Annotated in this window: 24 protein-coding genes; 13 read left to right on the top strand and 11 right to left on the bottom strand. The window is 66.3% G+C overall.

The genetic code is table 11. From position 1 onward, the window contains the following. Window positions 1-110: 110 nt before the first annotated feature. The gene (locus tag N6C22_RS04255) at window positions 111-2,576 is read right to left on the bottom strand and encodes an ABC transporter ATP-binding protein (RefSeq protein WP_261649641.1); all 2,466 of its coding nucleotides are present in this window, start codon (window positions 2,574-2,576) and stop codon (window positions 111-113) included. A gap of 104 nt (window positions 2,577-2,680) precedes the next feature. Between N6C22_RS04255 and N6C22_RS04250 the strand changes: the two genes are divergently transcribed. From N6C22_RS04250 to N6C22_RS04240, 3 genes are read left to right on the top strand one after another with little or no spacing between them, the layout of a single operon-like run. Continuing rightward, a complete protein-coding gene (locus N6C22_RS04250) occupies window positions 2,681-3,169 on the top strand; it encodes a hypothetical protein (protein ID WP_261649639.1) in 489 nt (162 codons plus the stop codon). Window positions 3,170-3,174: 5 nt separating this feature from the next. Next, the gene (locus N6C22_RS04245) at window positions 3,175-3,696 is read left to right on the top strand and encodes a hypothetical protein (RefSeq protein ID WP_261649637.1); all 522 of its coding nucleotides are present in this window, start codon (window positions 3,175-3,177) and stop codon (window positions 3,694-3,696) included. 4 nt (window positions 3,697-3,700) lie between these two features. Next, on the top strand, window positions 3,701-3,976 hold the full coding sequence (locus N6C22_RS04240; RefSeq protein WP_261649636.1) for a hypothetical protein: 276 nt from the start codon (window positions 3,701-3,703) through the stop codon (window positions 3,974-3,976). Between the two features lie 32 nt (window positions 3,977-4,008). On the opposite strand, the gene N6C22_RS04235 is transcribed toward N6C22_RS04240, so the two are convergent. Together N6C22_RS04235 and N6C22_RS04230 are read right to left on the bottom strand one after the other, a co-directional pair. Further along, window positions 4,009-5,349: a right-handed parallel beta-helix repeat-containing protein gene (locus N6C22_RS04235; RefSeq protein WP_261649634.1), complete on the bottom strand. Its 1,341-nt coding sequence runs from the start codon at window positions 5,347-5,349 to the stop codon at window positions 4,009-4,011. Between the two features lie 155 nt (window positions 5,350-5,504). Further along, window positions 5,505-6,260 carry a DUF5806 family protein gene (locus N6C22_RS04230; protein WP_261649632.1) on the bottom strand — a complete coding sequence of 252 codons (756 nt, stop codon included), beginning with the start codon at window positions 6,258-6,260 and terminating at the stop codon, window positions 5,505-5,507. A gap of 383 nt (window positions 6,261-6,643) precedes the next feature. Here N6C22_RS04230 and N6C22_RS04225 point away from each other — a divergent pair, with 383 nt between their 5' ends. After that, complete coding sequence (locus tag N6C22_RS04225; protein ID WP_261649630.1) at window positions 6,644-7,624, top strand: PHB depolymerase family esterase; 981 nt, start codon at window positions 6,644-6,646, stop codon at window positions 7,622-7,624. On the opposite strand, the gene N6C22_RS04220 is transcribed toward N6C22_RS04225, so the two are convergent. Beyond that, window positions 7,561-9,621: a beta-propeller domain-containing protein gene (locus N6C22_RS04220; RefSeq protein WP_261649629.1), complete on the bottom strand. Its 2,061-nt coding sequence runs from the start codon at window positions 9,619-9,621 to the stop codon at window positions 7,561-7,563. The genes N6C22_RS04225 and N6C22_RS04220 overlap by 64 nt on opposite strands. Window positions 9,622-9,738: 117 nt before the next feature. On the opposite strand from N6C22_RS04220, the gene N6C22_RS04215 reads away from it, so the two are divergent. Both N6C22_RS04215 and N6C22_RS04210 read left to right on the top strand, forming a co-directional pair. After that, window positions 9,739-10,107 (top strand): universal stress protein, encoded by a 369-nt coding sequence (locus N6C22_RS04215; protein WP_261649628.1) that lies wholly within the window; start codon window positions 9,739-9,741, stop codon window positions 10,105-10,107. Then, window positions 10,104-10,655: a GNAT family N-acetyltransferase gene (locus tag N6C22_RS04210; RefSeq protein WP_261649626.1), complete on the top strand. Its 552-nt coding sequence runs from the start codon at window positions 10,104-10,106 to the stop codon at window positions 10,653-10,655. The genes N6C22_RS04215 and N6C22_RS04210 overlap by 4 nt, the downstream gene beginning before the upstream one ends. A 9-nt stretch (window positions 10,656-10,664) precedes the next feature. On the opposite strand, the gene N6C22_RS04205 is transcribed toward N6C22_RS04210, so the two are convergent. Then, the gene (locus N6C22_RS04205; RefSeq protein ID WP_261649625.1) at window positions 10,665-11,135 is read right to left on the bottom strand and encodes a universal stress protein; all 471 of its coding nucleotides are present in this window, start codon (window positions 11,133-11,135) and stop codon (window positions 10,665-10,667) included. A gap of 140 nt (window positions 11,136-11,275) precedes the next feature. On the opposite strand from N6C22_RS04205, the gene N6C22_RS04200 reads away from it, so the two are divergent. The 3 genes from N6C22_RS04200 to N6C22_RS04190 all read left to right on the top strand — a co-directional run bounded on the left by N6C22_RS04200 (window position 11,276) and on the right by N6C22_RS04190 (window position 14,037). After that, the gene (locus tag N6C22_RS04200; protein ID WP_261649624.1) at window positions 11,276-11,707 is read left to right on the top strand and encodes a universal stress protein; all 432 of its coding nucleotides are present in this window, start codon (window positions 11,276-11,278) and stop codon (window positions 11,705-11,707) included. A gap of 95 nt (window positions 11,708-11,802) precedes the next feature. Then, a complete protein-coding gene (locus N6C22_RS04195) occupies window positions 11,803-12,900 on the top strand; it encodes a sensor histidine kinase KdpD (protein WP_261649622.1) in 1,098 nt (365 codons plus the stop codon). A 42-nt stretch (window positions 12,901-12,942) separates the two neighbouring features. After that, on the top strand, window positions 12,943-14,037 hold the full coding sequence (locus N6C22_RS04190; RefSeq protein WP_261649620.1) for a DHH family phosphoesterase: 1,095 nt from the start codon (window positions 12,943-12,945) through the stop codon (window positions 14,035-14,037). Here the strand turns inward: N6C22_RS04190 and N6C22_RS04185 are convergent. The 6 genes from N6C22_RS04185 to N6C22_RS04160 all read right to left on the bottom strand — a co-directional run bounded on the left by N6C22_RS04185 (window position 14,034) and on the right by N6C22_RS04160 (window position 18,272). Beyond that, the gene (locus N6C22_RS04185; RefSeq protein ID WP_261649618.1) at window positions 14,034-14,963 is read right to left on the bottom strand and encodes a carbohydrate kinase family protein; all 930 of its coding nucleotides are present in this window, start codon (window positions 14,961-14,963) and stop codon (window positions 14,034-14,036) included. The genes N6C22_RS04190 and N6C22_RS04185 overlap by 4 nt on opposite strands. A 3-nt stretch (window positions 14,964-14,966) precedes the next feature. After that, the gene (locus tag N6C22_RS04180; protein WP_261649616.1) at window positions 14,967-15,392 is read right to left on the bottom strand and encodes a DUF5807 family protein; all 426 of its coding nucleotides are present in this window, start codon (window positions 15,390-15,392) and stop codon (window positions 14,967-14,969) included. A gap of 412 nt (window positions 15,393-15,804) precedes the next feature. Further along, window positions 15,805-16,389: an archaellin/type IV pilin N-terminal domain-containing protein gene (locus N6C22_RS04175; RefSeq protein ID WP_261649612.1), complete on the bottom strand. Its 585-nt coding sequence runs from the start codon at window positions 16,387-16,389 to the stop codon at window positions 15,805-15,807. A 2-nt stretch (window positions 16,390-16,391) separates the two neighbouring features. Next, the gene (locus N6C22_RS04170; RefSeq protein WP_369684390.1) at window positions 16,392-16,970 is read right to left on the bottom strand and encodes an archaellin/type IV pilin N-terminal domain-containing protein; all 579 of its coding nucleotides are present in this window, start codon (window positions 16,968-16,970) and stop codon (window positions 16,392-16,394) included. A 218-nt stretch (window positions 16,971-17,188) separates the two neighbouring features. Beyond that, entirely contained in the window at window positions 17,189-17,653 is a 465-nt protein-coding gene (locus tag N6C22_RS04165; RefSeq protein ID WP_261649608.1) for a hypothetical protein, read from the bottom strand. A gap of 43 nt (window positions 17,654-17,696) precedes the next feature. Continuing rightward, window positions 17,697-18,272: an archaellin/type IV pilin N-terminal domain-containing protein gene (locus tag N6C22_RS04160; RefSeq protein ID WP_261649606.1), complete on the bottom strand. Its 576-nt coding sequence runs from the start codon at window positions 18,270-18,272 to the stop codon at window positions 17,697-17,699. Between the two features lie 449 nt (window positions 18,273-18,721). Here N6C22_RS04160 and N6C22_RS04155 point away from each other — a divergent pair, with 449 nt between their 5' ends. Genes N6C22_RS04155 through N6C22_RS04140 form a run of 4 tightly spaced genes read left to right on the top strand, consistent with a single transcriptional unit; the run spans window position 18,722 to window position 21,528 of the window. Then, on the top strand, window positions 18,722-19,912 hold the full coding sequence (locus N6C22_RS04155; protein ID WP_261649604.1) for a FlaD/FlaE family flagellar protein: 1,191 nt from the start codon (window positions 18,722-18,724) through the stop codon (window positions 19,910-19,912). Between the two features lie 2 nt (window positions 19,913-19,914). Beyond that, the gene (locus N6C22_RS04150) at window positions 19,915-20,349 is read left to right on the top strand and encodes a fla cluster protein FlaF (protein WP_261649603.1); all 435 of its coding nucleotides are present in this window, start codon (window positions 19,915-19,917) and stop codon (window positions 20,347-20,349) included. A 1-nt stretch (window position 20,350) separates the two neighbouring features. Then, window positions 20,351-20,803: a flagellar protein G gene (locus N6C22_RS04145; protein WP_261649602.1), complete on the top strand. Its 453-nt coding sequence runs from the start codon at window positions 20,351-20,353 to the stop codon at window positions 20,801-20,803. Further along, window positions 20,800-21,528, top strand: coding sequence for an ATPase domain-containing protein (locus N6C22_RS04140; protein ID WP_261649601.1), 729 nt, complete (start codon window positions 20,800-20,802; stop codon window positions 21,526-21,528). The genes N6C22_RS04145 and N6C22_RS04140 overlap by 4 nt, the downstream gene beginning before the upstream one ends. Window position 21,529 lies beyond the last annotated feature (1 nt).

Below are 21,529 nucleotides of genomic sequence, written 5' to 3'. Positions count from 1 at the left end.
GTGTTACAGGGCGAAATCGACAGATAGCAATACTTGCGAGAGAGGCTCTGTACCATCGGTATTCACCGGAAAACCTCGACAGTGGTACGACAGAAGAATCGAGAGACGCGTTACCGGGGGAGGTGACAGGCCGTCTGGTGGCGGTCACCGGCGAGTTCGGGGTCGTCCTGTTCACACGGGGTCTCGAACGTCTCCTGCAGGCGCGATTCGGCCTGCTCCCACTCGTCGGCGACGACCAGCTCGCACACCTCGCGGACGATGCTACCGGCCTCGCCCCGTGGCGGCTCCTCGAACTCACGGTCGACGAGGGCGTCCACGAGGTCGCGCGTCGATGCGCCGCCGTCGGTCGCGGCCTGCATCGGTGGCTCGACCTCGCCGGGGTCGTCTTCGACCGCCTCGTCCTGCACCGCATCGAGGCTGATGTCACGCGCCTCGACGCGCTGGCGGAAGTCCATCACCGCCCGGAACGTCTCCTGGTCGACGTCGAGGTCTGCCGGCGGGATGACCTGGGGACAGCGCGTCCGGAACGAACAGCCCGACGGCGGGTCGATGGGGCTCGGTACGTCGCCCTTGAGGATGATGCGGTCGTCGGTGTCCTCCAGGGGGTCGGGTTTGGGAATCGAGGAGAGCAACGCCTGGGTGTAGGGATGTTGCGGGTCGTCGAACAGCTCCCACGTCGGCGCGGTCTCGACCACCTGCCCGAGGTACATCACGGCCACGCGGTCGCAGATGTGCCGGACGACGGAGAGGTCGTGGGCGATGAACAGGTAGGTGAGCCCGAACTCCTCCTGAAGGTCCTCCATGAGGTTGAGAATCTGCGCTTGCACCGAGACGTCCAGCGCCGACACCGGCTCGTCGGCCACGATGAAGTCGGGGTCGACCGCGAGCGCCCGGGCGATGCCGACGCGCTGGCGCTGCCCACCGGACATCTCGTGGGGGTAGCGGTCGAACTGCGCCGGTTCGAGGCCGACCGCCTCCATCAGCTCGACGGCGCGGTCGCGGCGCGCCTGGCGCTGTGACTTCCCGCCCGTGTTCTCGGGCAGGTCGTGTATCTTCAGGGGCTCGATGATGGTCTGGCCGACCGTCATCCGAGGGTCCAGCGACGACAGCGGGTCCTGGAAGATCATCTGCATGTCCTGTCGCTTCTCGCGAAGGCCCTTGCTGCCGAGTCCGCCGAGGTCGTCCCCCGCAAAGACGACGGTCCCGTCGGTCGGTTCGAGCAGTCGCAGGATGGCACGGCCGGTCGTGGACTTCCCACAGCCGGACTCGCCGACCAGCCCCAGCGTCTCGCCCTCGTAGATGTCGAGGTCCACGCCGTCGACCGCCTTCACGGTCTGTGGCTCGTTCGAGAGCCACTTGTCGAGCAGGTCGTCGGCCCGCGAGAAGTACTTGTGCAGGTCGTCCACCTCGAGGAGCGGCTCGCCACCGAACTCCTCGCGCTCGGCCGAGACGGTCTCCAGGTCGGCCCCGTACTCGCTCTCCTCGAACTCGTCGAGGACGCACTTCGCCCGGTGCTGGACGTCGGGGCCGCCGTGTTGCTTGAACGGCATCTCGCCGCTGGTACACTCGTCGGTCGCCCAGGGGCATCGGGGAGCGAAGTGGCACCCGGCAGGCATGTCGATGAGGTCCGGGACGTTCCCCTCGATGGGGGTCAGGCGGTCCGAGTCCTCGGTCGGGATGGACTCGAGCAGGGCGTAGGTGTACGGGTGCGAAGGGTTGTGGAATATCTCCTCGACCGGGCCCTCCTCGACGATCTCGCCGGCGTACATCACGGCGACGCGGTCACACGTCTCGGCGACCACGCCGAGGTCGTGCGTGATGAACAGCACGGACATGCCGAAGTCGTCCTGCAGGTCGTTGATGAGGTCCAGAATCTGGGCCTGGATGGTCACGTCCAGTGCCGTCGTCGGCTCGTCCGCGATGAGCAGTTTCGGGCGGCAGGCGAGCGCGATGGCGATGAGGACGCGCTGGCGCATCCCACCGGAGAACTCGTGGGGGTACTCGTCGAGCCGGGCCTCGGGCTCGGGGATACCGACCGCGTCGAGGATGTTGATGGTGTCCTCGATGACACGGTCGTCCACGTCGCGGTCGGGGAACAGCTCGCGGATTGCGTTCAGCCAGGTGTCCTTTCGTTTCCCGTCGTAGCGGTGCAGGCGCAGGCTCTCTGCGACCTGCTCGCCGACGGTCACGGCGGGGTTGAGCGAAGTCATCGGGTCCTGGAAGATCATGCTCATGTCCCCGCCCCGGATGTCTCGCATGGCCGCCTCGGGCGCGTCAGTCAGGGTGACCGTATCCCCGGAGACGAACCCATCGGCCTTCTTCGGGTACTTCTCGCGCAGTTCGGTCGCGAGTTCGGCGTCGCGGAACGTCACGTCACCGCCGGCGATCTCGCCGGGGTCGTCGACGAGTTGCATCGCCGACAGCGCCGTCACGCTCTTGCCCGACCCGCTTTCGCCAACGAGTCCGACGGTTTCCCCTTCGCGGATGGTGAGGTCGACCCCGTCGACGGCCTTCACCGTGCCGCGCTCCGTCTTGAACTGTGTCTGCAAGTCGGAGAGAGACAGTAGGTCGGTCATTGGCTTCATATCGCAATACTGGCCGGAAATACCTTTCCACATGAGAAACGATAGCTCAACCAGCGAAGGGAACGCTTTTGTCCGTCCCTCACCGGCCCGGACGTATGGACGAATCCGAGGACCCAAAGCACGTCGCAGAGCGAGTGCTGCCGGTGTGGGAACGCGTCGTCGCGGACATGGAAGCGACAGCCGAGGAGTACCGCGAAGCGGGCTGGGAGGCCCTCGAATGTCATCCGGGAGACATCGCGACCATCACCGAGGGCGAGGGGCAGACCGGCCTCGACGTCGTGTTGCCCGACGACGAGTTCGACCGCATCGAAGCGGCGTACGACGCCGACGGGGACTTCGACGAGGTCGAGGCGTTCCGGGCCGTCGAGCAGGGCATCGTCTTCGCCGTCGCCGCCCTGAAGAACGCCACCACGGAGACGGCGCTGCTGGTCCCCATCTACTACGACGCCGACTCCTCCCAGGAGTTCCTCCAGATGGTGAGCGAGGAGGGCGAACTCCGCATCCACCTCCGCCCCCTGGACCAGCGTCGCATCCTGACGTTCACCCAGCACGAGCCCGCGCCGTTCCTGCCGGGTGGCGAGTGACCGTCGTGACGACCGACCCTGCCGACGTGGTGGCGGCCCACCGCGACGAACTGCTGGAAGACGCCGCAGCCATCGCCGCCGAGTACCGCGACGCGGGCTGGAACGCCCGCACCCTCGAACCGACCGAGGTGACCCTGCTGACCGACGACGGTGCCGACGCTGGCGACGAGTTGCCCACCGTCGGCATCGAGGTCCTCGTCCCGGCCGACCAGTTCGGGCCGGTCGAGGCCGCCGTCGCGACCGAGGCCACCACCTTCGACGCGAGCGAGGTGTACTCCCGCCGGGTCGACTCCGTCGCACTCGTCATCGTCGCCGTCGCCGACACCGCGACCGAATCGGCCGTGGTGATTCCGCTGTACTACGACATCGAGGCGGCCACGCCGATGCTCGACGCCGCCCGCGACCGTGGCGAGTTGCTCACGCACGTCCGGCCCGCCGAGGGTCCAGACGGGACGGACGCGAGCGTCGTCACGTTCGCACACGACGACCCCAGCCTTTTCGTGCCCGGGATGGGGAGTCTCGACTGAACAGATGTCCGCCTCCAGACCCGAATACGAGTTCCTCCTGACCGTCGCCTGGCGAACGTTCCTCATCGCCGTCGCCGGGTTCGCCTTCTCCAGCGTGGTGCTGGGGAACCTCCCGATCGTCCCCGTCGTCTCACCGGACCTCCCCGGCGCGCTCGCGAACGCCGGCCGACTCGCGACACTCGCCGTCGTGCTCGCGTACCTCTCGTTCCGGCTGGAGGAGTACGGACAGCTGACAGAGACGACCGACGCGGCGACGACTGAGCCGGACGACGCGACCTGAAAACGCGACCTGACGCGCCGACCGGCCCTGGGTCACACCGACCCACCGTTGCCTGGCGGACTGGCCGGCGGTTCCACTGGTTCGGTCCTCTCGCGCTTCTGGGCAGCCCAGTCGAGGAGCCGGTCCTTCATTGTACTCGGGACACAGCCCTCGTGGGCGAAGTCCCCGCGCGGCCGTTCCTCGAACGCCGCTGGAAGCCGTAACTGCTCCCCGTTCCCCTCGGCTACGACCCCCGCGTAGATGCCGGTGCCCGCATCGGTCGTCACGACCGCGATGCCGGTCCCGTCGTTCTCACTCGCGGTACAGTCCAGCATCGACAGCCGGTCGACCTCGACCACGGCGATGCCATCGATGGCGTTCTCCCCGGCGTAACAGCAGTACAGCTCCAGGTCGTCGACGGCGTGGCTGTGGATGCCGCTGGTTCCGTTCCCGAGCGCGGCGGCCATCCGGACCGATGCATCCGTCGGGGTCTCGCTGGTCAGATGGAACCCGTACTCGTTGCAGTTCTGCGCGAGGCACCTCGATATCGAGACCATCCCGTTGTCCTGCAGCCTGAACCCCGACGCCCTGGCTGGCCCACCGCACCGGTCGGCCAGACAGCTGCGGAACCGAACCGGCGTCCGAGCCACCACGAAGCCGTCCCACTGCGACCGACGGACACGAACCTGTTCGAGGACCGTCTCGGCCGGGACCGACCGGTCGCTGTCGGCCACGTCCCACGACGCGGAGGAGACGTTGACGCCACCGCGTGCCCCCTCCACGTCCACGTTCTTCAGGCGAAGGGCCGGGGCGTTGAACGCCCGGATACCGGTCTGGGCGTTCTTGACCACGAGGTTCTCGATGCTGACGCCGATGACCGCCTCGTCTCCCCGAACGGAACCCTCACCCGGTGGTCCATTCTCGTCTGAAGGTCCAGCCTCGCCCGGTGAGTCGCTCTCAGCCGGTGATTCATCCTCGCCCAATGGTTCGATCTCGTCCGAGGATTCCTCCTCATCCGGTGGTCCATCGGTCGGCGCTCGTTGCATCGGCCTGACGGCCACACCGTCTCCCGGCTGGCCCGTTTCTTCCGTCGGTTCGATGACGAAGTCTGCGCCGTCGAGGGTGATGCCGTTCGCCTCGATGGTGATGGTCCCGTAGAAGTCGCTCACGAGCTGGTAGGTCGTGTTCGGCTCGGAGAGCACGACCGGTCTACCGTCCCATTCGAGCGTTTCGTCCGCGCTGGCGACGGCGACCGTCGTGCTGGCCCCTCCGACACCGGCCGAGAGGACGCCGACAGCCATCCCCTGCAAGAGCGCCCGTCGACCGACCGCGGGTCGCCGGGTCCCTGCAGTTCGGTCGACTGCCGATTCGCGACGGTTGCCCTTCGAACCCATGATAGAGAAAGGCAGTCACGGTAGATAGCAACCGTGCTTCCACCCACGCCGGTGAGGAAACGAGCACCCTCACTGGTCATCGGCCCGGGGGACACGCGCTCGTCGTCGTTCAGAGCATTCAGAGCACACGACTCGGCTGCTGGCCGGGTAACCGATTACTCCTCTTGCTCGCGCAGTTCCGAACTCGCCTCGCGCACCTCCCGCATCACCGACGAGATGCGCTCTTCGGCGTCGAGTTCCTCCTCGACCGAGAGGTTCACGCCCTCCACCTCGAGCAGGAACTTCGCGACCTCGGTCGCCTCGTACATCACGTCGTCCAGCTCCTCGGCGGTGAAGAAGTCACACATCGCGCCGTAGAGGAACGTCGCGCCTGCAGTCCGAATCTTGTCCTCGAACGCCGAGCGCGCCTGGTTCACGGCCTGTGGCGTGTACGTGTCGGTCATGAACGGGACGAGTTCGGGCAGGTTCTCACCAATCTTGGTCATCTCGACGCCCGTCTCGGTGCGGAAGTCGGAACACAGCCGGGCGATGGCCCACTCGCGGGCCGTGATGTAGGTCCGGTCGCGCAGGAACTCGTTGACGCGGTCGTACTGCGCCCCGTCCATCTTCTTGAAGCGGTCGTACTTCGCCACGTCCTCGGGCACGTCGAGGTTCTCCTCGGAGGGAACGCCGGGGGTGGGGTCGGTGTCGGCTTCGGCGTCCGTCTCGGATTCGGTGGCGGCTGTGTCGGCTGCGTCGGATTCGGCCGTCTCAGTGTCAGAAACTGCGGCCGGTTCTGACTGCTCGGCCGACTCGGCTGCCGGTTCCTGGTCGTCTCTGGTCTGTTCCAGGTCGGCTCGTTCTGGGGTGTCCGGCTCCTCGTCGACAGCGTCGGGGACCTCGGGGGAATCGTCGGGCGTCTGCTCGGTCATTGGCTGTGCGTCTGGCGGCAACCGGGAAAAAGCTTCGCTGGCTGTCGGTGCGGTTGTGGTTGGTCGGTGTAGTTCGAGTGGGGTCGTAGGGAGAAACAGGTCTAGTGATGGTGCCGACGAGCAGTTCACTCGCGCGGGTGGCAATGGAACCGCCCCGCACAGCACCGAACCACCCCCTCCCCAGCCGATTCCGGTCCTCGCCTGCGGCTGCGGTCCTCATCCCTCGCGCGCTGCTGGCTCGCGGCTTCCAGCACGCTCGCAAGCACGCGCCATCCGGAATTTCAGCTACGGTCGACAGACACACACCACCACGAATCACCATCACGGTTAACGTGTGAACCCGTGGCTATACCCCGGACGGAGACCGCGTGGCAAGTATTGCCATGAGGCGACGTGACATCCTGAAGTCGGCGGGGACAGCACTGGCAGCCACGGGCGCGGTCGCGGCCGGGTCGACAGGGACCCTCGCGGCGGGCGGCAGCTTCACCCACGAGTACTGGGACGGCTACCACTACACGAAGTACGTCCCCTCCGACGGGGCGGCCGGCAAGCCGTTGCTGGTGATGCTCCACGGCTGCGGCCAGGAGCCGGCCGAGTTCGCCCGGGCGACCGGGATGAACGCGGTCGCCGAGCGCGGGGGGTTCGTCGTGGTGTACCCGGACCAGTCGTCGTTCGCGAACAGCTTCGACTGCTGGAACTGGTACTACGACTACAACACCGAGCGCGGGTCGGGCGAGGGCGAGAGCATCACCAGCATCGCCCAGCACGAGATCGCCGAAGAATCGCTCGACGCCTCGCGGGTGTACGTCGCCGGCTTCTCCGCGGGGGCTGCGATGGTCCCGAACCTGCTCGTGGCCTACCCCGACGTGTACGCCGCGGGCGGGGTCCACTCCGGGCTGGAGTACGACGCCGCCGAGACCGCGACGGGCGCCACCTACGCGATGACGTGGGGGGGTCCGGACCCGTACTATCAGGGCGAGGCCGCCTACGACGCGATGCAGGCCAACGGCGTCGTCGGCGAGGTTCCAACTATCGTCTTCCACGGGACGAGCGACACCACCGTCTACCCGGTCAACGGCGACCAGGCGACCGTGCAGGCCATCGAGACGAACGACCTCGCGAGCGACGGGGCCGACGACGGGAACGTCGACGCGACACCAGAATCAGACGATTCTGGGACGACGGGTGGCTACGACTGGCGCAGGCGGCAGTTCGAGGACGGGACAGGAAACGTCGCAGTCGAGTACTGGGAGGTCGAGGGGATGGGCCACGACTGGGCCGGCGGAGATGCGGGCGATGCCTACACCGCGCCGGATGCGCCGGACGCCAGCGAGGCCATGTGGACGTTCTTCTCGCGCTGGTAGTCCTCAGGTTCCGTCGGTATCGGCTTCTCCTCGCGTTCCTCGCCGCCATCGACGCCGAGCACGACCTCCGCCACGGTCTCCCACGAATTCTCGTCCACAACGACGAGTTCGGACTCGCTGAACACGTACAGGTAGTCGTCGAGGTACACCGCCCGGGTCGCCGGGGTGTCCGTCTGCACGAACGTCTTCTGGGAGAGGTCCTCGCCGAAGACGTAGCCGCCGCGCTCGGTGGGCAAGAAGAACACGTCGTGCTTCGGGTCGTGGAGGAACGCGTGGTGGGTCTGGGCGATTGCGGACCAGCGGGCGTCGAGTATCTTCGACTCCGCGACGGTCGGGTTCTGCGGGTCGGACACGTCGAACACGGTCGCCTTTACCTGCCCGTCCTCCTGCCCGATGCCGAGCATCCGGTCCTCGCCGATGGGATGGAGGTACCGCGAGAAGCCGGGCAGTTTGACCTCACCCTTGACTTCGGGGTTCGCCGAATCGGAGAGGTCGACCACGTAGAACGGGTCTATCTGGCGGAACGTGACGACGTAGGCCGTGTCGCCCATGAACCGGACCGAGTAGATGCGCTCGGTGACGCCCATGTCCTCGACCGACCCCTGGATGGAGAGCGAGGAATCGAGCGTGTAGAGGTCGTTCGTGGAGGTCGCACCCCACGGGTCGACCGTCGTGGCGATCCTGAGCTCGCCGTCGTGCTCGTCGAGCGCCCACTGGTTCAGCGGACGGCCCGGCACCTCGCCCGTCTCGGCGACCGAGAGCGAGTCACCGTCGTCCCCGATAGCGATCTTCACGATGCCGGAGCGGAGCAGCTGGCGCTTGCGGTCCTCGACGTACTGCTGGTAGCCCTCTTGGAACTGCTGCTGGAGTTCCTGGCGCTCCTCGGCGGGTTGCCGGGCGAGCCAGTTCTGCACGAGCGCCTGGAGTTCGACCTGTCGCGCCCGCGACGAGAGGTCGTAGGTGGCGAGTTCGTCGAGCCGGCTCTCGGCCTGCTGGTCGAGCAGGTCGCTCGATTCGAGGTACCCCTCGAACGTCTCGGCGTGGCTCACCCGCTTCGTGTAGGTCAGGTACACCGCGTTCTCGGAGACGTAGGTCGCCGAGTGGCCGTAGGTCCCCAGCACGGTCACGGAGTCCAGGGTCTCCCCCGATTCCGGCGAGAGGACTGCCGTCGTGTAGGTCACGGTCGCGTCGGTCTGGCTGGTCGGGTGGTACACGTCGGTACAGGCGATGCCAGGGCCGTCACCGAACGGTTCGACCGGGCAGGGGTGGTCGGGGCGAACCCCCTTCTGGAGGACGAGGTAGAGCCGCCCGTCCACGAGGCGGGCCGACCGGACGCTCGCGTTCAGGGTGCGCGACCAGGTCCGCTCCGGGTTCGCGGAGTCGGACACGTCGTAGGCGTAGATGCCCCGCTGGTCGAAGACGACGAGGGTGTCACCCGAAAGGAGGAGTTTCCCGGAGGCATCGATGTTCTCCACGACCGCGGGCGCGGCGGGGTCGCTGGTGTCGAGGACGCGGGTCTGGCCGCCCTCACCCCAGTAGCCGCGGCCGTCCGCGTAGTAGATGGCGGAGCCGTCGGGCGCGGTCTTCACCCGGTCGGGCTCGTCGATGCCCGTCTCTTGCACGTTGGTTCCGGAGACGCGCGACGCACCGTCGGTGGCCGACGCACTCCCGGCCTGACCAGCGGCCCCGTCACCGCCCTCGGCGGCACCGCTGCTCGCCGAGTCGGTGGTGAACTCGACCCCCGGTTCCGCGACGGCGACGCCACCGAGGAAGCCGCCGTAGCCGCCGCGGTCCTGGGCGGCCTGGACGTAGGCGGTGAAGGCAGCCGCCGATTCGAACTGTGTGACGCTCCCGTCGCCCACGTTCGAGCCGGGGTCGTCGGGTGAGGGGTCGTCTGGAGCAGGGTCGAATCCGCCGGTGACGGCCACGAGGCCGGCACCGACCGCCGACACCACGAGGATGCCAGCGAGCACGAGTGCGGGGAGGGAACTGCGCATACGACTACCACGACAGGCAGGATAAAGGCCGTATCCCAGGCTCAAACGCCCGTTTGAGCTTGGACGGGCGCAGGTCGTGGGGCAACGGTTTTCACGGGGGCGGGTGGACGTAAGAACATGAGAGTGCTGCTCGGAATCGAGGGAAGCGACGAGTCGATGCGGACGTTGCGAAAGACGATAGAGCGGACGAAGGAGGCCGGTGACGAGTTGACAATCGTCGTCGTCGAGAAGGACGAGGCGAAGCGCGAACAGTCCGAGATGGCCGAACAGGCTCGCGAACTCGTCGAGAAGTCCGGCATCGACGCCGAGGTCCGGGTGGTGTCGGGCCACCCGGGTAGCACGCTCGTCGATATCGCCGAACGCGAGGACTTCGACCAGCTCGCCATCGGCGGCGGCACCCAGAGCCCGATGGGCAAGATACGGCTCGGGCCGATCACCGAGTTCGTCCTGCTCAACGCCAACATCACGGTGAGATTAGTCCGATGAGTCCGGAACGCGTCTACCCGGACGAGCCAGCTGGCCCGTTCCCGACGCCACCGCGGTCGTTCGCGGACAAGGAGGAGCGCACCATCGAACTCGAGCCCGCAGACATGGACGACGTCGACGACATCACCGCGATGTACCTCGACTTCGACCCCGCCGACCGCGCCCAGGGGATTCCCCCGACCGGCGAGGGCCGCATCCGCGACTGGCTCGACACCATCGTCGGCGAGGGGCTGAACATCTGTGCCCGCCACGACGGTCGCGTCGTCGGCCACGCGACCCTCGTCCCCGACACCAGCACCTTCGAGACCGACCAGGTCGCCCACGAACTCGCCATCTTCGTCCTCCAGGCGTACCAGCGCGCCGGTATCGGCCGCCAGCTCCTCGAGACACTGCTCGGGTACGGCCACGAGGAGGGCGTCGAGCGCGTCTGGCTCACCGTCGAGCGCTGGAACACCGCCGCCGTCTCGCTCTACCGGGACACCGGCTTCGAGACCTGTGGCTCCGAGAGCTTCGAGTTAGAGATGTCGTTGCTGCTGGACGATTCCTGAGCCCTCGACTCAGACCGACAGCAGCGGTTGACTCGCGTACAGCAGCACGTATTCTGCGGCCTTCGCCAGCACGTCGCCGGAGTCACTGGTCAGCGGCTCGCGGGGCACCACGATGAAGTCCGCCTCCAGGTCGTCGGCGGTGTCGAGGATGACGCTGCCCGGATGCTGGGTCTTGCGATGGGTCGAGAAGCCGTAGGCGGTCGAACTGTTCAGGGGGACCTCGGTCCCCCCCACGCTGTCTTCGACCTGCTCGATGAACGTCTGGGCGTCGTCGGCGACCTCCGCCTGGTCGAGGACACCCTCTTCGATACCCCGGACCACGTCCTGGCCGACGACGTAGACGGCGTGGACCTTGGCGTCGTACTTCTCGGCGATGGCCACCGCGTACTCGACGGCCGTGACGGACTCGTCGCTGCCGTCGACCGGTACGAGGACCATCTCGACGTCGAGCGGAGCCGTCGCGGGCGGGGAGTCGGTCATGCTCGTGAGTGCAACGCCGGGCACCAAAAAGCTACAGGGGTCGGTCCCACCGCGCCAGGGTCTGCCCGCGACTCGCCCGCAGCACGACGAGATGGCGACGTGGCGCGGGCTTTAAGCCGTCCCACTGCGACGCTTGCCGTATGTTCGATACCGTCGTCATCGCCACCGACGGCTCCGAGAGCGTCAGGCGAGCCGTCACGGTCGGGCTCGACCTCGCCGAGCGCTTCGAGGCCACCGTCCACGCTCTGTACGTCGTCGACGCCTCCGAGGTCGAATCGTCGCCCGAATCGGTGCGCGACGAGTTCCGCGCCGCCCTCGAAGAGAGCGGCGAGGAAGCCCTCGAGACGGTCACCGCCGAGACCGATGCCGAGGTCGTCACCGCCGTCCGCGAGGGCCGCCCCGCGGCCGAGATCTGCGAGTACACCCGCGAGGTCGACGCCGACCTGGTGGCGACCGGGACGAGGGGACGGCACGGCGAGAACCGGTTCTTGATCGGCAGTGTGGCCGAGCGCGTGGTCCGGACGTGCGACAGGCCGGTGTTGACGGTTCGGCAGTTGCAGGAGAAATCGTAGGTTCTCCAGAAAACCCCTCGTTTTTTCGGGAAAACAGCAGCCCTCTGAGCGTTCTGGCCCGATAGATTAAGTCACCAGCCACGCTTCCCGCCAGTATGCACAGGGCGGCCCTCGAACGATACCGGTCCGTCCCCGTGTTCCTCCTCGGCGGCTTGTACCTGCTCGCCGCGTTCGTCCATCTCGTGTGGCACCGTGACTCGCTGGTCTCGACCGTCGGCGAGTCAGGGCTGCTGGCCGTGCTCGCGGGCTGTCTCATCTACGGTGCGAACCGGCTCTCCCGGCTGCAACTCGGTCTCGGGGACAGTTTCCGGGTCTTCTCCTGGACCGTCGCCTCGGCTGGCGTGGGACTCGTCGTCGCCGCCGTCCTCATCTCGATGCAGCAACTGGACGGGGTACCCATCCAGAACGTCCCCGTGTTGCTGCTGAACGCCTCGGCTGCGACCGCCGTCATCGGACTCGCCGTGACGGAATACCGGGAACGACTCCTCGACGAACAGGAGACACTCCGCAGCCAGAAGGCCGCCGTCGACAGACTGAACCGGCGGGTGACCGTGCTCAATCGGGTCCTCAGGCACGACCTGCGCAACGAGACGACCATCATCCGTGGCTACACCGACCTGCTCGTGGACAGCGTCGACGACGCCGAGGCTGTCGAAGCGCTGGAGAGGGTCCGGGCGCACTCGGAGAACGTCGAACGGTTGAGCGGCCAGGCGAAGCGCCTCAACCGGGTGTGGGAGGACGCCGACTCGACCGCCATCGACCTCGTCGACGTGGTCGCCCAGAGCGTCGACGCCATGTCATCCGCCCACGGGACGACGGCGGTCACCACGGAACTGCCGGCGTCCGCCCCTGCCATGGTGCACCCCCAGTTCTCCTTCGCCGTGACCGAGGCCATCGACAACGCGATTCGACACAACGACCCGTCGACAACGGTCGTCGTCTCGGTCGAACACCCCGACAGGGAGCACGTGATGGTCCGGGTCGCCAACACCGGGAGCGGCATCCCGGACAACGAAGTCGCAGCGATCAGGGACGGCACCGAGGACGCGCTGGTCCACTGCTCCGGCCTCGGTCTCTGGCTGCTGTTCTGGACCGTGACCCTCTCGGATGGGACGCTCACGTTCAGGGAGAACGAGCCCCATGGGACGGTGGTCGAGAGGGTGGTTCCGGCCGCCGACGCGGCGCGACGCTGACGAACCGGCGGTTTCTTCCCCGCCCACCCGCACTGTCCGGGCATGTACGAAGACGTCATCGACGACGAGGACATGCCGCTGTCCCGCAAATCTATCCTGCCCGGGACCGGTTTCTTCGTCCCCGACGAGATCGACGAGGAGCGAAAGGAGCGCGAGGTCGCCGCCGCCCTGGAGGGCCAGGAGGTCGCCGTCGTGGCCGACCCCGACGCCGACGGCCTGGCCTGCGTCGCACTGGTCCGCGAGGTGTTCGGCGAGGGCGCACTCGTCCCCGCCGGCCCGCACGAACTCGAAGACGGCCTCCAGCGCGTCGCCGACTACGCCAGCCCGGACGTGCAGGTGTTCGTCTGTGACCTCTGCCCGGACAAGTTCGAGTACGTCGACGAGGAACTGGAAGCCCTCATGGCGAACAGCGCCTCTGTCCGCTGGTTCGACCACCACCAGTGGCACGACGACGTGGCCGCGAAGGTCCGCCAGGCCGGCGTCGACCTCGTCGTCGGTGACAGCGAGGAGGAGTGTACCGCCGACGTGGCGCTGCGCTCGCTCGACTACGACTTCGACGAACAGTTCGCCGAACTCGCGAAAGTCACCCGCGACCACGACCTCTGGCTCCGCGAGGACCCCCGCTCGGACGACATCGCCGACCTGGCGTACTGGCTCGAACCCGAGGAGTACGTCGACATCGTCGCCGAGCACGGCGTCGAACTGCCCGAAACGGCCCGTGAGCTGCTCGCCGAGCGCCGGGTCGAGAAGGAGGCGCTCATCGAGAAGGCGGTCGAGCGCGGCGAGATTCGGAACATCGACGGCTGGAAGGTGGCCGTGACCTACGGCCGCTGTTCCCAGAACGAGGTCGCCGAGGCATTCCGCGAGAAGGGCGCTGACGCCACGGTCATCGTCAAGCCCGCCGGCTCGGCAAGTATTCGAGGAACCGACGAGTTCCAGCGCTGCCACGAGGTCGCAGGGCAGGTCAACGGCGGCGGCCACCCCAAGGCCGCGGGCTGCAAGCCCCGCATCTACGACGACATGCTGGACTACGCCCACCACTGGACGACCCGCGGCGCGACGACGAAGCAGGTCATCATCGACGCCTTCCGGAACCTCCCCGAGGAGGACGACGAGGGCGTCGAGACGGAGCGCTAGAACAGCGACAACCGCGATTCGACCGTTTCTCGCGTCGGCAACCCACCGCGAGCCCCTGCGCCGAGACAGTTCTCGGCCGCGACCGCCGCCGCGAACCGGCCGGCCTTCGCCGCAGCCTTGCCATCGAGCACCCACGAATCGACCAGTCCCGCAGAGAACGCGTCACCTGCACCGGTCGTATCCACGGCGTCGACCCCGAACGCCGGCACCTCGACGATCTCCTCGCCGTCGAGCAACAACGCGCCGTCCTCGCCCTGGGTCAGAGCGGCCCGCGAGACGCCCCGCTCTCGAAGTTCCGCAGCAGCCTCGCGGCCGGTACAGCCGAGGTACGACTCGATGGGCACCTCGCTCGACACGAAACAGTCCACCACAGAGAGCAGGTCGTCGATGGTCTCTTTTTGGGTTCCCCGCCCCTCCAGCTCCGCAAGCGGGCCCGCCAGGTCGAAGACGATGGGCGGGAAACCGCCGTCTTCCTGCGCCGCCTCGACCAGCGCCGAGACCGCCGGGTCGGGGGCGTAGGCACTCGTGAACACGGCGTCTGCCTCGCGACAGTAGTCGATATCGTTCTCGTCCAGTCGCAGCTTCGGGATGCTCTCGCCGCCGGCGATTATCATGCGCTCCCCGTCGTCGTCCCGCAGAATCATCGTGTAGCTGGAGCGCTCCTCGCCGCGTTTGACTCGCAAAGCATCGATGCCGCGCTCGCGCAGGTCCGCGAGCACGCGGTCACCGTCGTCGTCACGGCCGACCCGGCTGACGACGCCCGTCTCTCTCCCGAGTGTCGACAGCCCCGCGGCCACGTTCGCGGCGACCCCGCCCACCGCGAGCTGCTCGTCGCGAGCGAACGCGCCGCCGTCGGGTTCGGGCAGGTTCGTCACCGGGTAGATTCGGTCAAGCAGGGCGCTGCCGACCGTGACGACCGTGGGCATCGCCTACCGCTCGCCGGCGACCCACTTGTGGCTGTACGCCGCACCGCAGGTACAGCGAGCGTAGGCGTGGATGACGTCACCCTCCTCGTAGAGCCCGCCGACCTCCTCGTTCTGCTCCTCGGCGAACGCGAACACGTAATCGACAGTCCCGCCCTCGCACTCGGGGCACTCCCCGCTGGTCAGGTCTGCACCGATGGTCCCCTCGATCTTCATCGCCTCCTGGGCGAACGCCATCGCGTCCGAGCCGGTGCCGACGGTGAACGCGTTCCGACCGCTGTCGCCGTCGACGACGATGACGATGCCGTCGTCGGCGCGCTCGCCGTACTTCTCCAGTCGGCCGATGTCGTCGACGAACGAGTCGGCGAGATACAGTGCGACGTCGTCGGTACGTTCGCCTGCGAGGAACTCCGTACGGGGTGAATCGCTCATAGACGCGGTAGCTCCTCGAATGGTAAAAAGAACGCGAGTCACGGACGTGGGAAGTGCCCGCGAGCCCGCGAAGGTGGGAATGGAGTACGAATCCGGGACGAATCGGGTCAGTCTCGCGTTGCCTCGCGATGTGCCCTGGGATACGCCACTATCATAGCGTGAGGGGTCGACACCGATTCGAGCCGAATCTTCGTTGCCTGTGATGTGTGTGGGATACGCCACATCGTTTCTGTCGATCGGTCGCACTGTACTGAAATCCCGGGTCGGGTCTACGAGCGCATCCGTGGGTCGGACGCGTCGAGCGGCCGTTCCTCCGGTCGGTCTCACCGGCGCATCCCCGGTCCGGAGACCGAACCGATGGGATGGATACGCCCGCAGACGTGACGACTCGGAGCGGGTGTCAGCCGCTAGTTTAGACCGCGACGAAGGTCTCGCCCGAGATGGTGTCCGGGACGTTCACACCGTAGATGGTCGTCGCACCGGACTGGTCGACCAGCCGGACGGTCGCTTCCTCGCCAGCTGCGAGGGCATCAGCCACGCCCGTCGCCGACGAGAGGTCGACCGTGATCTTCACGCGCTCGGTCGTGTTGTCGAGCACGTCGTCGCCGTTACCGACCAGCGAGGTCGTCGAGTAGTTCGACGCGTCCGCGGACGCACCGTACGAGAGCGTCGTACTCGCGTCGTCCGAGAGGTACTCGATGGTCGCCGACTGCAAGTCAATCTTGCCCGAGCCTGCGGACTTCTTGACCGTGAAGTTCAGCGTGTCGACGTAGTCGGTCGCGTTCGTCTCACCGACCGCGGTGACCACGTCGATCTGGTTGGAAACCTGTGCTTGCGAGTCCGCGCCCGTGTCGGACGCAGACGATTCGAGCAGCCCGGCCGTGTTGATGAGCACGCCAGCTGCAACCGCTGCGACCAGCACCATCGCGATGAAGATGATGAGCGTGCCGATACCAACCTGACCGCGGTCGTCGTCTGCGTTGAATTCTCCGAACATGATTACACCGCCACGAACGTTTCACCCGAGATCGTGTCGGGGACGTTCACACCGTAGATGGTCGTCGCACCGGACTGGTCGACCAGCCGGACGGTCGCTTCCTCGCCAGCTGCGAGGGCATCAGCGAGGCCACTCCCCGACGAGAGGTCGACCGTGATCTTCACGCGCTCGGTCGTGTTGTCGAGCACGTCGTCGCCGTTACCGACCAGCGAGGTCGTCGAGTAGTTCGACGCGTCCGCGGTCGCACCGTACGAGAGCGTCGTACTCGCGTCGTCCGAGAGGTACTCGATGGTCGCCGACTGCAAGTCAATCTTGCCCGAGCCTGCGGACTTCTTGACCGTGAAGTTCAGCGTGTCGACGTAGTCGGTCGCGTTCGTCTCACCGACCGCGGTGACCACGTCGATCTGGTTGGAAACCTGTGCTTGCGAGTCCGCGCCCGTGTCGGACGCAGACGCTTCGAGCAGCCCGGCCGTGTTGATGAGCACGCCAGCTGCAACCGCTGCGACCAGCACCATCGCGATGAAGATGATGAGCGTACCGATGCCCACCTGGCCGCGTTCGCCGTTCGTTGTATTGTCCACTATCATTTTCCTGGGTGGGGATGCGCCCCGAATAGTCCATAGCAAGGTAGTACTATCAAGGCAAGTATCATTTCAGGTGCCGATTCGAACCTCGACTCACGTCTCGATACGAGGTGGAAAACGAGCCGATTTCCGTACTCTAGTCTATCGGTTAGTAGAAACTCACACGTTCTTCGCTACCGCTACAGCGTCGAGAAACAACCGAGAAACTACCAGATTCAGTACGTAACTTCGAGCTCGGACGCGTCGAGCAGGATCTGCAGCGTCTCCTCCGGTGGGAGCTCGTCGTCGAGCTGCCGTGCGTACCAGCGGAGCAACTTCGTGAACACGACCCGAATGTCGCTCGAGGTCAACTGTTCGCGTTCGATACCGTCGTCGGTCTTCACCGTCACGTCCACACCGTAGCGGGCACTCGCGTTCGCTAGCGTATCGGCGGGGTCGGCCGACCCGCTGGTCGGCCGGTCCCGGTCCCGGGTGTCGGACCCGACGTCTGGGATGAGCGCCGGGTCCACGTCCGGTAATCGGTTCTCACCGCCGTACGTGTTCGCAGCCGAGTCCTCGCTCGCCGAAACGACGAACCGGTTCTCCTCGAGGGCCTTGACGCGGTCCTCGTCGGGAGAGAGGTCCTCCGGCGAGAGGACTCCATCTGCGTTCGCGTCCGCGTTGATTGTGCGTTCGTTCATGTGTGATCGTGGTGCCCCGGATGGGGCACGGTTCGTTTCCCTCTCAGACTTTGACGAATTTCTCGTCGGAGATGGTCGACGGGACGTTGATGCCGTAAAGCGTCTTCGCCCCAGATGCATCGACTATCTGCAACATCGCTTTTTCGCCCTCTGCGAGGTACTGTCCTTCGACTGCTGCGTCAGTGACGTTAATGGTGACGCGGATCCGGTCGGAGCGGTCGTTCAGCGTCGTGTTCGAGTCTCCGCTCATCTTCGTGAGCGAGACAGCAGTGCTGTCGCTTGACAGCGTGACTGCTGCGGTGTCTGAGACCCATTCGAACGACGCTTTGGTCAGGTCTATGTCGCCGGCACCGGCGGCCTTCATCAAGGTGATGTTGACCGTATCGATTCCGGTGCCATTTGCGTTCACTTCACCGGTCGCCGAAACGACGGTGATGTGATTCGAGACCTGGGCCTGGGCGTCTGAACTCGTGTCCGACGCCTTCGCTTCGAGCATGCCGGCCGTGTTGATCAACACGCCAGCTGCGACTGCGGCCACCAGGACCATCGCTATGAAGATGATCAAGGTGCCGATTCCGACCTGCCCGCGGTCACCATCTTTTGATTCCGTTACGTTCATCGGTATTTCACCCCGTGTGCGAGTGGCTCACTCACGACCGCGCGGGCGAGATGGCCCACGTGGCCGTGACCAGCTGCGCATGGCCCAGATGGGCCAACCGGCAGCTGGGCGGACGGGTCGATCCCGTCTGTCGCCAGCTGCCGCGAACGTCGTTCCCCGTTCCGGGGTGAGCCGATGTGTAGCATCACAGCTTGGGGAGCGTTCCCCGAGTATGGCATCGGAGTATGAGCCTATCAAGGCCCGTATGCCCTCGGGCGTCGAATCGGTCGTCGACTCACGTCTCGATACGCCCACCGAGTCGGCCTCCGAACTCGTACGAGCCTCTATACAAACTACCCTGTAAGTGTTCGATGGTGACTGCTGAGAGCACAGAGACGGTCGCGAGACTCGCACTACGTCGCAGAGACGACGGCTCGCACACGAGCGAAGACGAGTACTAACGACACGACATGGGACTTCGAGACATCCTCGCCGACTTCCTCGGTTCGGGCGGCAATCAGGCACGGGGGACCGCCCCCGGTGCCGGCCAGAACCAGCAGCAGCAGTCGGCAGGCGGTTCACAGGCTGGACAGGGCGGCATGCCCGGACAGGGCAACCAGAGCCCCCAGCCACAGAACACCCGTGTCTCCATCGACGAGCTCGACCAGGAAGAGCAGATCGAGACGCTCGAACAGCGTATCGACGGGATGGAAGAGGACCTGAGCCAGTCCCAGAACCAGCTGGACGGCATCCAGGGCTCTCAGGAGCAAGTCGCCGATCGCATCGAAGACGTGAACGACACGGTCCGCCAGCTGCTCGGCATCTACGACCAGTTGACCGCGAGCGCGAACCCGTTCATGGAGGGCGGGCAGCCCGGCGCGGCGATGGACGAAGACGCCGAGGGGTTCGGCTTCGCCACCGAGACCGACGAACCGGCCGGGATGCCGGCCGGCGAGGAGGACGACGAGGACGGCGAAAACGCGGACGAGGACGGTGTAGACGGGGACGACAACGAGGTCCCCGTTGAACCGACCGACTCCACCGCGGACGAGGACGACGAGGACGGCGACGCGGTGTCGTTCGACGACCTCAAAGCGGAGCAGGCGGCCGATTCGGCGGTCGAAGCCGACCACGAGGAACACGATGACGACGGCGAAACAGTACAGACGCATAGCCCAGAAGAAGCAGATGAACCGGACAACGAGATACAGGTCGAGACCACGTCCGAATCGGAGGACGCCGAGATGAGCACCGCCGAACAGGACGTTGCACAGAACGACCGGGAGGACGGAGCCGACCAGGTGACGGAGGCGACCGACCCGTTCGTCGCCGCCGAAGGTGTCGGCTCCGACGCGACGCTGCCCAGCCTCGCGGACACGTACGCGACGGACATCATCGTGTTCGAGTGGCTGACCGACCTGGTGACCAGCGCGGGGCCCGCGGCGACCCTGCGGGCGATCGCCTACTACGAGGAGATCGGGTGGATATCGCCCGCGGTGAAATCGTACCTCGAGGGCGTCCTTTCGGGACCGGACCTCGACCTCAACGTGGACCCGAGTCGGGACCCGGAAGAACTGAACGCGGAGGACCACGCCGAGAGCTACGAGTACATCATGAAGCTCAGCGCGGTCCAGGAGACGATGGACGACACCGGACTGTAACCATGGGACTGAGTATCAGTGGCGCGGCGGCAATCCTGTTCGTGGGCGTGCTCCTCACCGTGAGCACGGCCGTCCCGGTCCTCGAGAGCGCGAACGAGCGGGTCACGACCGCGGTCGACGACCGCGGCGAGCGCGAGCTGGAACGGCGGAACACGGACATGAACGTGACGAACGTGACGTACAACGCCAGCGCGGACACCCTGACGGTGAACGTCACGAACACCGGCTCTCGCACCCTTTCGGTGAACGAGACGGACCTGCTGGTCGACGGCGTCTACCGGACCGACGCGACGACGCGGGTCGAGGGTGATTCCGGCCGGGTCCTCTGGATGCCGGGCGAGTCCCTCGAGTTCGAACTGACCGGCATCACCACCACCCCGGACCGGGTGAAGGTGGTGACCGAGTACGGCGTGGCGGAAACGATAACGGAGGTGTAAGATGGCAAGCACATCAGTCTCGAGTCTCATCATGTTCATCGCCGCGATGCTCATCGCGGTGAGCGTCGCCGGGACCATGGTGACCAACGTCGGCGAGGTGAGTAGCTCGATAGATGCCAAGAGTGCGGACGCGGCACAGAAGATAGACACCGAGGTCGACATCATCTCCGACCCCGGCAGTACCGCGGTGTACGACGACGGCTCGGACACCATCACGCTCCTGGTGAAGAACACCGGGAACCAGCGGCTGCCGAACGAGACGAGCAACGTCGACGTGCTCGTCGACGGCCAGTACGTGACCGATGGCGACCGCTCGCTGACCGTCATCGACGGCAGCGAGTGGCGGCCGGGCAACGTCGCACAACTCGACCTGGACCGGAGCCTCGCGACCGGAGCGCACCGCGTCGTCATCATCGTGAACGGCGACGAGGAGGTGTTCGAATTCTACGTATGAACGACTACTACTCGCTCGGACTGACCGACACTGACCGCGTCAACCACGCTTTCGGGGGCGGCATCCCCGAAGGCAGCATCGTCCTCGTCGAAGGCGTCGACGGTGCAGGAAAATCGGTGCTGAGCCAGCGCATCGCGTACGGCGTCGCGTCCGAAGACGCCTACGTCGGCTACGTCTCGACGGAACTCACGGCTGGTGAGTTCATCCGACAGATGCACTCGCTGTCGTACGACGTGGTCGACCACCTGCTGTCGGGCAAGGTGCTGTTCCTCACCGCGGACGTGGACACGCACCGCAACGGCGACCGCCGGGAGCTGCTCTCCCGGCTGACCCAGCCCAGCCTGCTGTGGCAGGGCGACGTCATCATCGTCGACGCCTTCAGCGCGTTCTTGCGCAACGACCCGACGTTCGACGCCATCACCGGCGTCGGCGACGAGGACCACAAGATGGAGAGCGTCCTCACCTATCTGCAGGGGATGACCAAGAAGGGGAAGTCGGTCGTGTTGACCGTCGACCCCGAGGCCGTCACGGAGAAGGCGCTGTTGCCCATCCGGAGCGTCGCGGACGTGTTCTTACAGATCGAGACCGAGACCGTGGGACAGGCCATCCGACGGACCATCCGGGTGCGCCGGTTCACCAACATGCGGGACCCGGTCGACGACTCCATCGGCTTCAACGTCCAGCAGGGTCGTGGGATGACCGTCGTGAACCGGACGGTGGCCTGAG

The organism is Haloarchaeobius sp. HME9146, from assembly GCF_025399835.1.
Taxonomy (GTDB): domain Archaea; phylum Halobacteriota; class Halobacteria; order Halobacteriales; family Natrialbaceae; genus Haloarchaeobius.
The sequence above is the reverse complement of the archived record's forward strand: the minus strand, read 5'-3'. Positions and strand labels throughout refer to the sequence as shown.

Bases quoted from the DNA above. Each gene is read 5' to 3' on its own strand.
- N6C22_RS04155 (WP_261649604.1), top strand. From the start codon at position 18,722: ATGGGACTTCGAGACATCCTCGCCGACTTCCTCGGTTCGGGCGGCAAT.
- N6C22_RS04180 (WP_261649616.1), bottom strand. From the start codon at position 15,392: ATGAGCGATTCACCCCGTACGGAGTTCCTCGCAGGCGAACGTACCGAC.
- N6C22_RS04190 (WP_261649620.1), top strand. From the start codon at position 12,943: ATGTACGAAGACGTCATCGACGACGAGGACATGCCGCTGTCCCGCAAA.
- N6C22_RS04185 (WP_261649618.1), bottom strand. From the start codon at position 14,963: ATGCCCACGGTCGTCACGGTCGGCAGCGCCCTGCTTGACCGAATCTAC.
- N6C22_RS04215 (WP_261649628.1), top strand. From the start codon at position 9,739: ATGAGAGTGCTGCTCGGAATCGAGGGAAGCGACGAGTCGATGCGGACG.
- N6C22_RS04175 (WP_261649612.1), bottom strand. From the start codon at position 16,389: ATGTTCGGAGAATTCAACGCAGACGACGACCGCGGTCAGGTTGGTATC.
- N6C22_RS04195 (WP_261649622.1), top strand. From the start codon at position 11,803: ATGCACAGGGCGGCCCTCGAACGATACCGGTCCGTCCCCGTGTTCCTC.
- N6C22_RS04225 (WP_261649630.1), top strand. From the start codon at position 6,644: ATGAGGCGACGTGACATCCTGAAGTCGGCGGGGACAGCACTGGCAGCC.
- N6C22_RS04165 (WP_261649608.1), bottom strand. From the start codon at position 17,653: ATGAACGAACGCACAATCAACGCGGACGCGAACGCAGATGGAGTCCTC.
- N6C22_RS04220 (WP_261649629.1), bottom strand. From the start codon at position 9,621: ATGCGCAGTTCCCTCCCCGCACTCGTGCTCGCTGGCATCCTCGTGGTG.
- N6C22_RS04150 (WP_261649603.1), top strand. From the start codon at position 19,915: ATGGGACTGAGTATCAGTGGCGCGGCGGCAATCCTGTTCGTGGGCGTG.
- N6C22_RS04140 (WP_261649601.1), top strand. From the start codon at position 20,800: ATGAACGACTACTACTCGCTCGGACTGACCGACACTGACCGCGTCAAC.
- N6C22_RS04160 (WP_261649606.1), bottom strand. From the start codon at position 18,272: ATGAACGTAACGGAATCAAAAGATGGTGACCGCGGGCAGGTCGGAATC.
- N6C22_RS04145 (WP_261649602.1), top strand. From the start codon at position 20,351: ATGGCAAGCACATCAGTCTCGAGTCTCATCATGTTCATCGCCGCGATG.
- N6C22_RS04200 (WP_261649624.1), top strand. From the start codon at position 11,276: ATGTTCGATACCGTCGTCATCGCCACCGACGGCTCCGAGAGCGTCAGG.
- N6C22_RS04230 (WP_261649632.1), bottom strand. From the start codon at position 6,260: ATGACCGAGCAGACGCCCGACGATTCCCCCGAGGTCCCCGACGCTGTC.
- N6C22_RS04235 (WP_261649634.1), bottom strand. From the start codon at position 5,349: ATGGGTTCGAAGGGCAACCGTCGCGAATCGGCAGTCGACCGAACTGCA.
- N6C22_RS04250 (WP_261649639.1), top strand. From the start codon at position 2,681: ATGGACGAATCCGAGGACCCAAAGCACGTCGCAGAGCGAGTGCTGCCG.
- N6C22_RS04205 (WP_261649625.1), bottom strand. From the start codon at position 11,135: ATGACCGACTCCCCGCCCGCGACGGCTCCGCTCGACGTCGAGATGGTC.
- N6C22_RS04240 (WP_261649636.1), top strand. From the start codon at position 3,701: ATGTCCGCCTCCAGACCCGAATACGAGTTCCTCCTGACCGTCGCCTGG.
- N6C22_RS04255 (WP_261649641.1), bottom strand. From the start codon at position 2,576: ATGACCGACCTACTGTCTCTCTCCGACTTGCAGACACAGTTCAAGACG.
- N6C22_RS04210 (WP_261649626.1), top strand. From the start codon at position 10,104: ATGAGTCCGGAACGCGTCTACCCGGACGAGCCAGCTGGCCCGTTCCCG.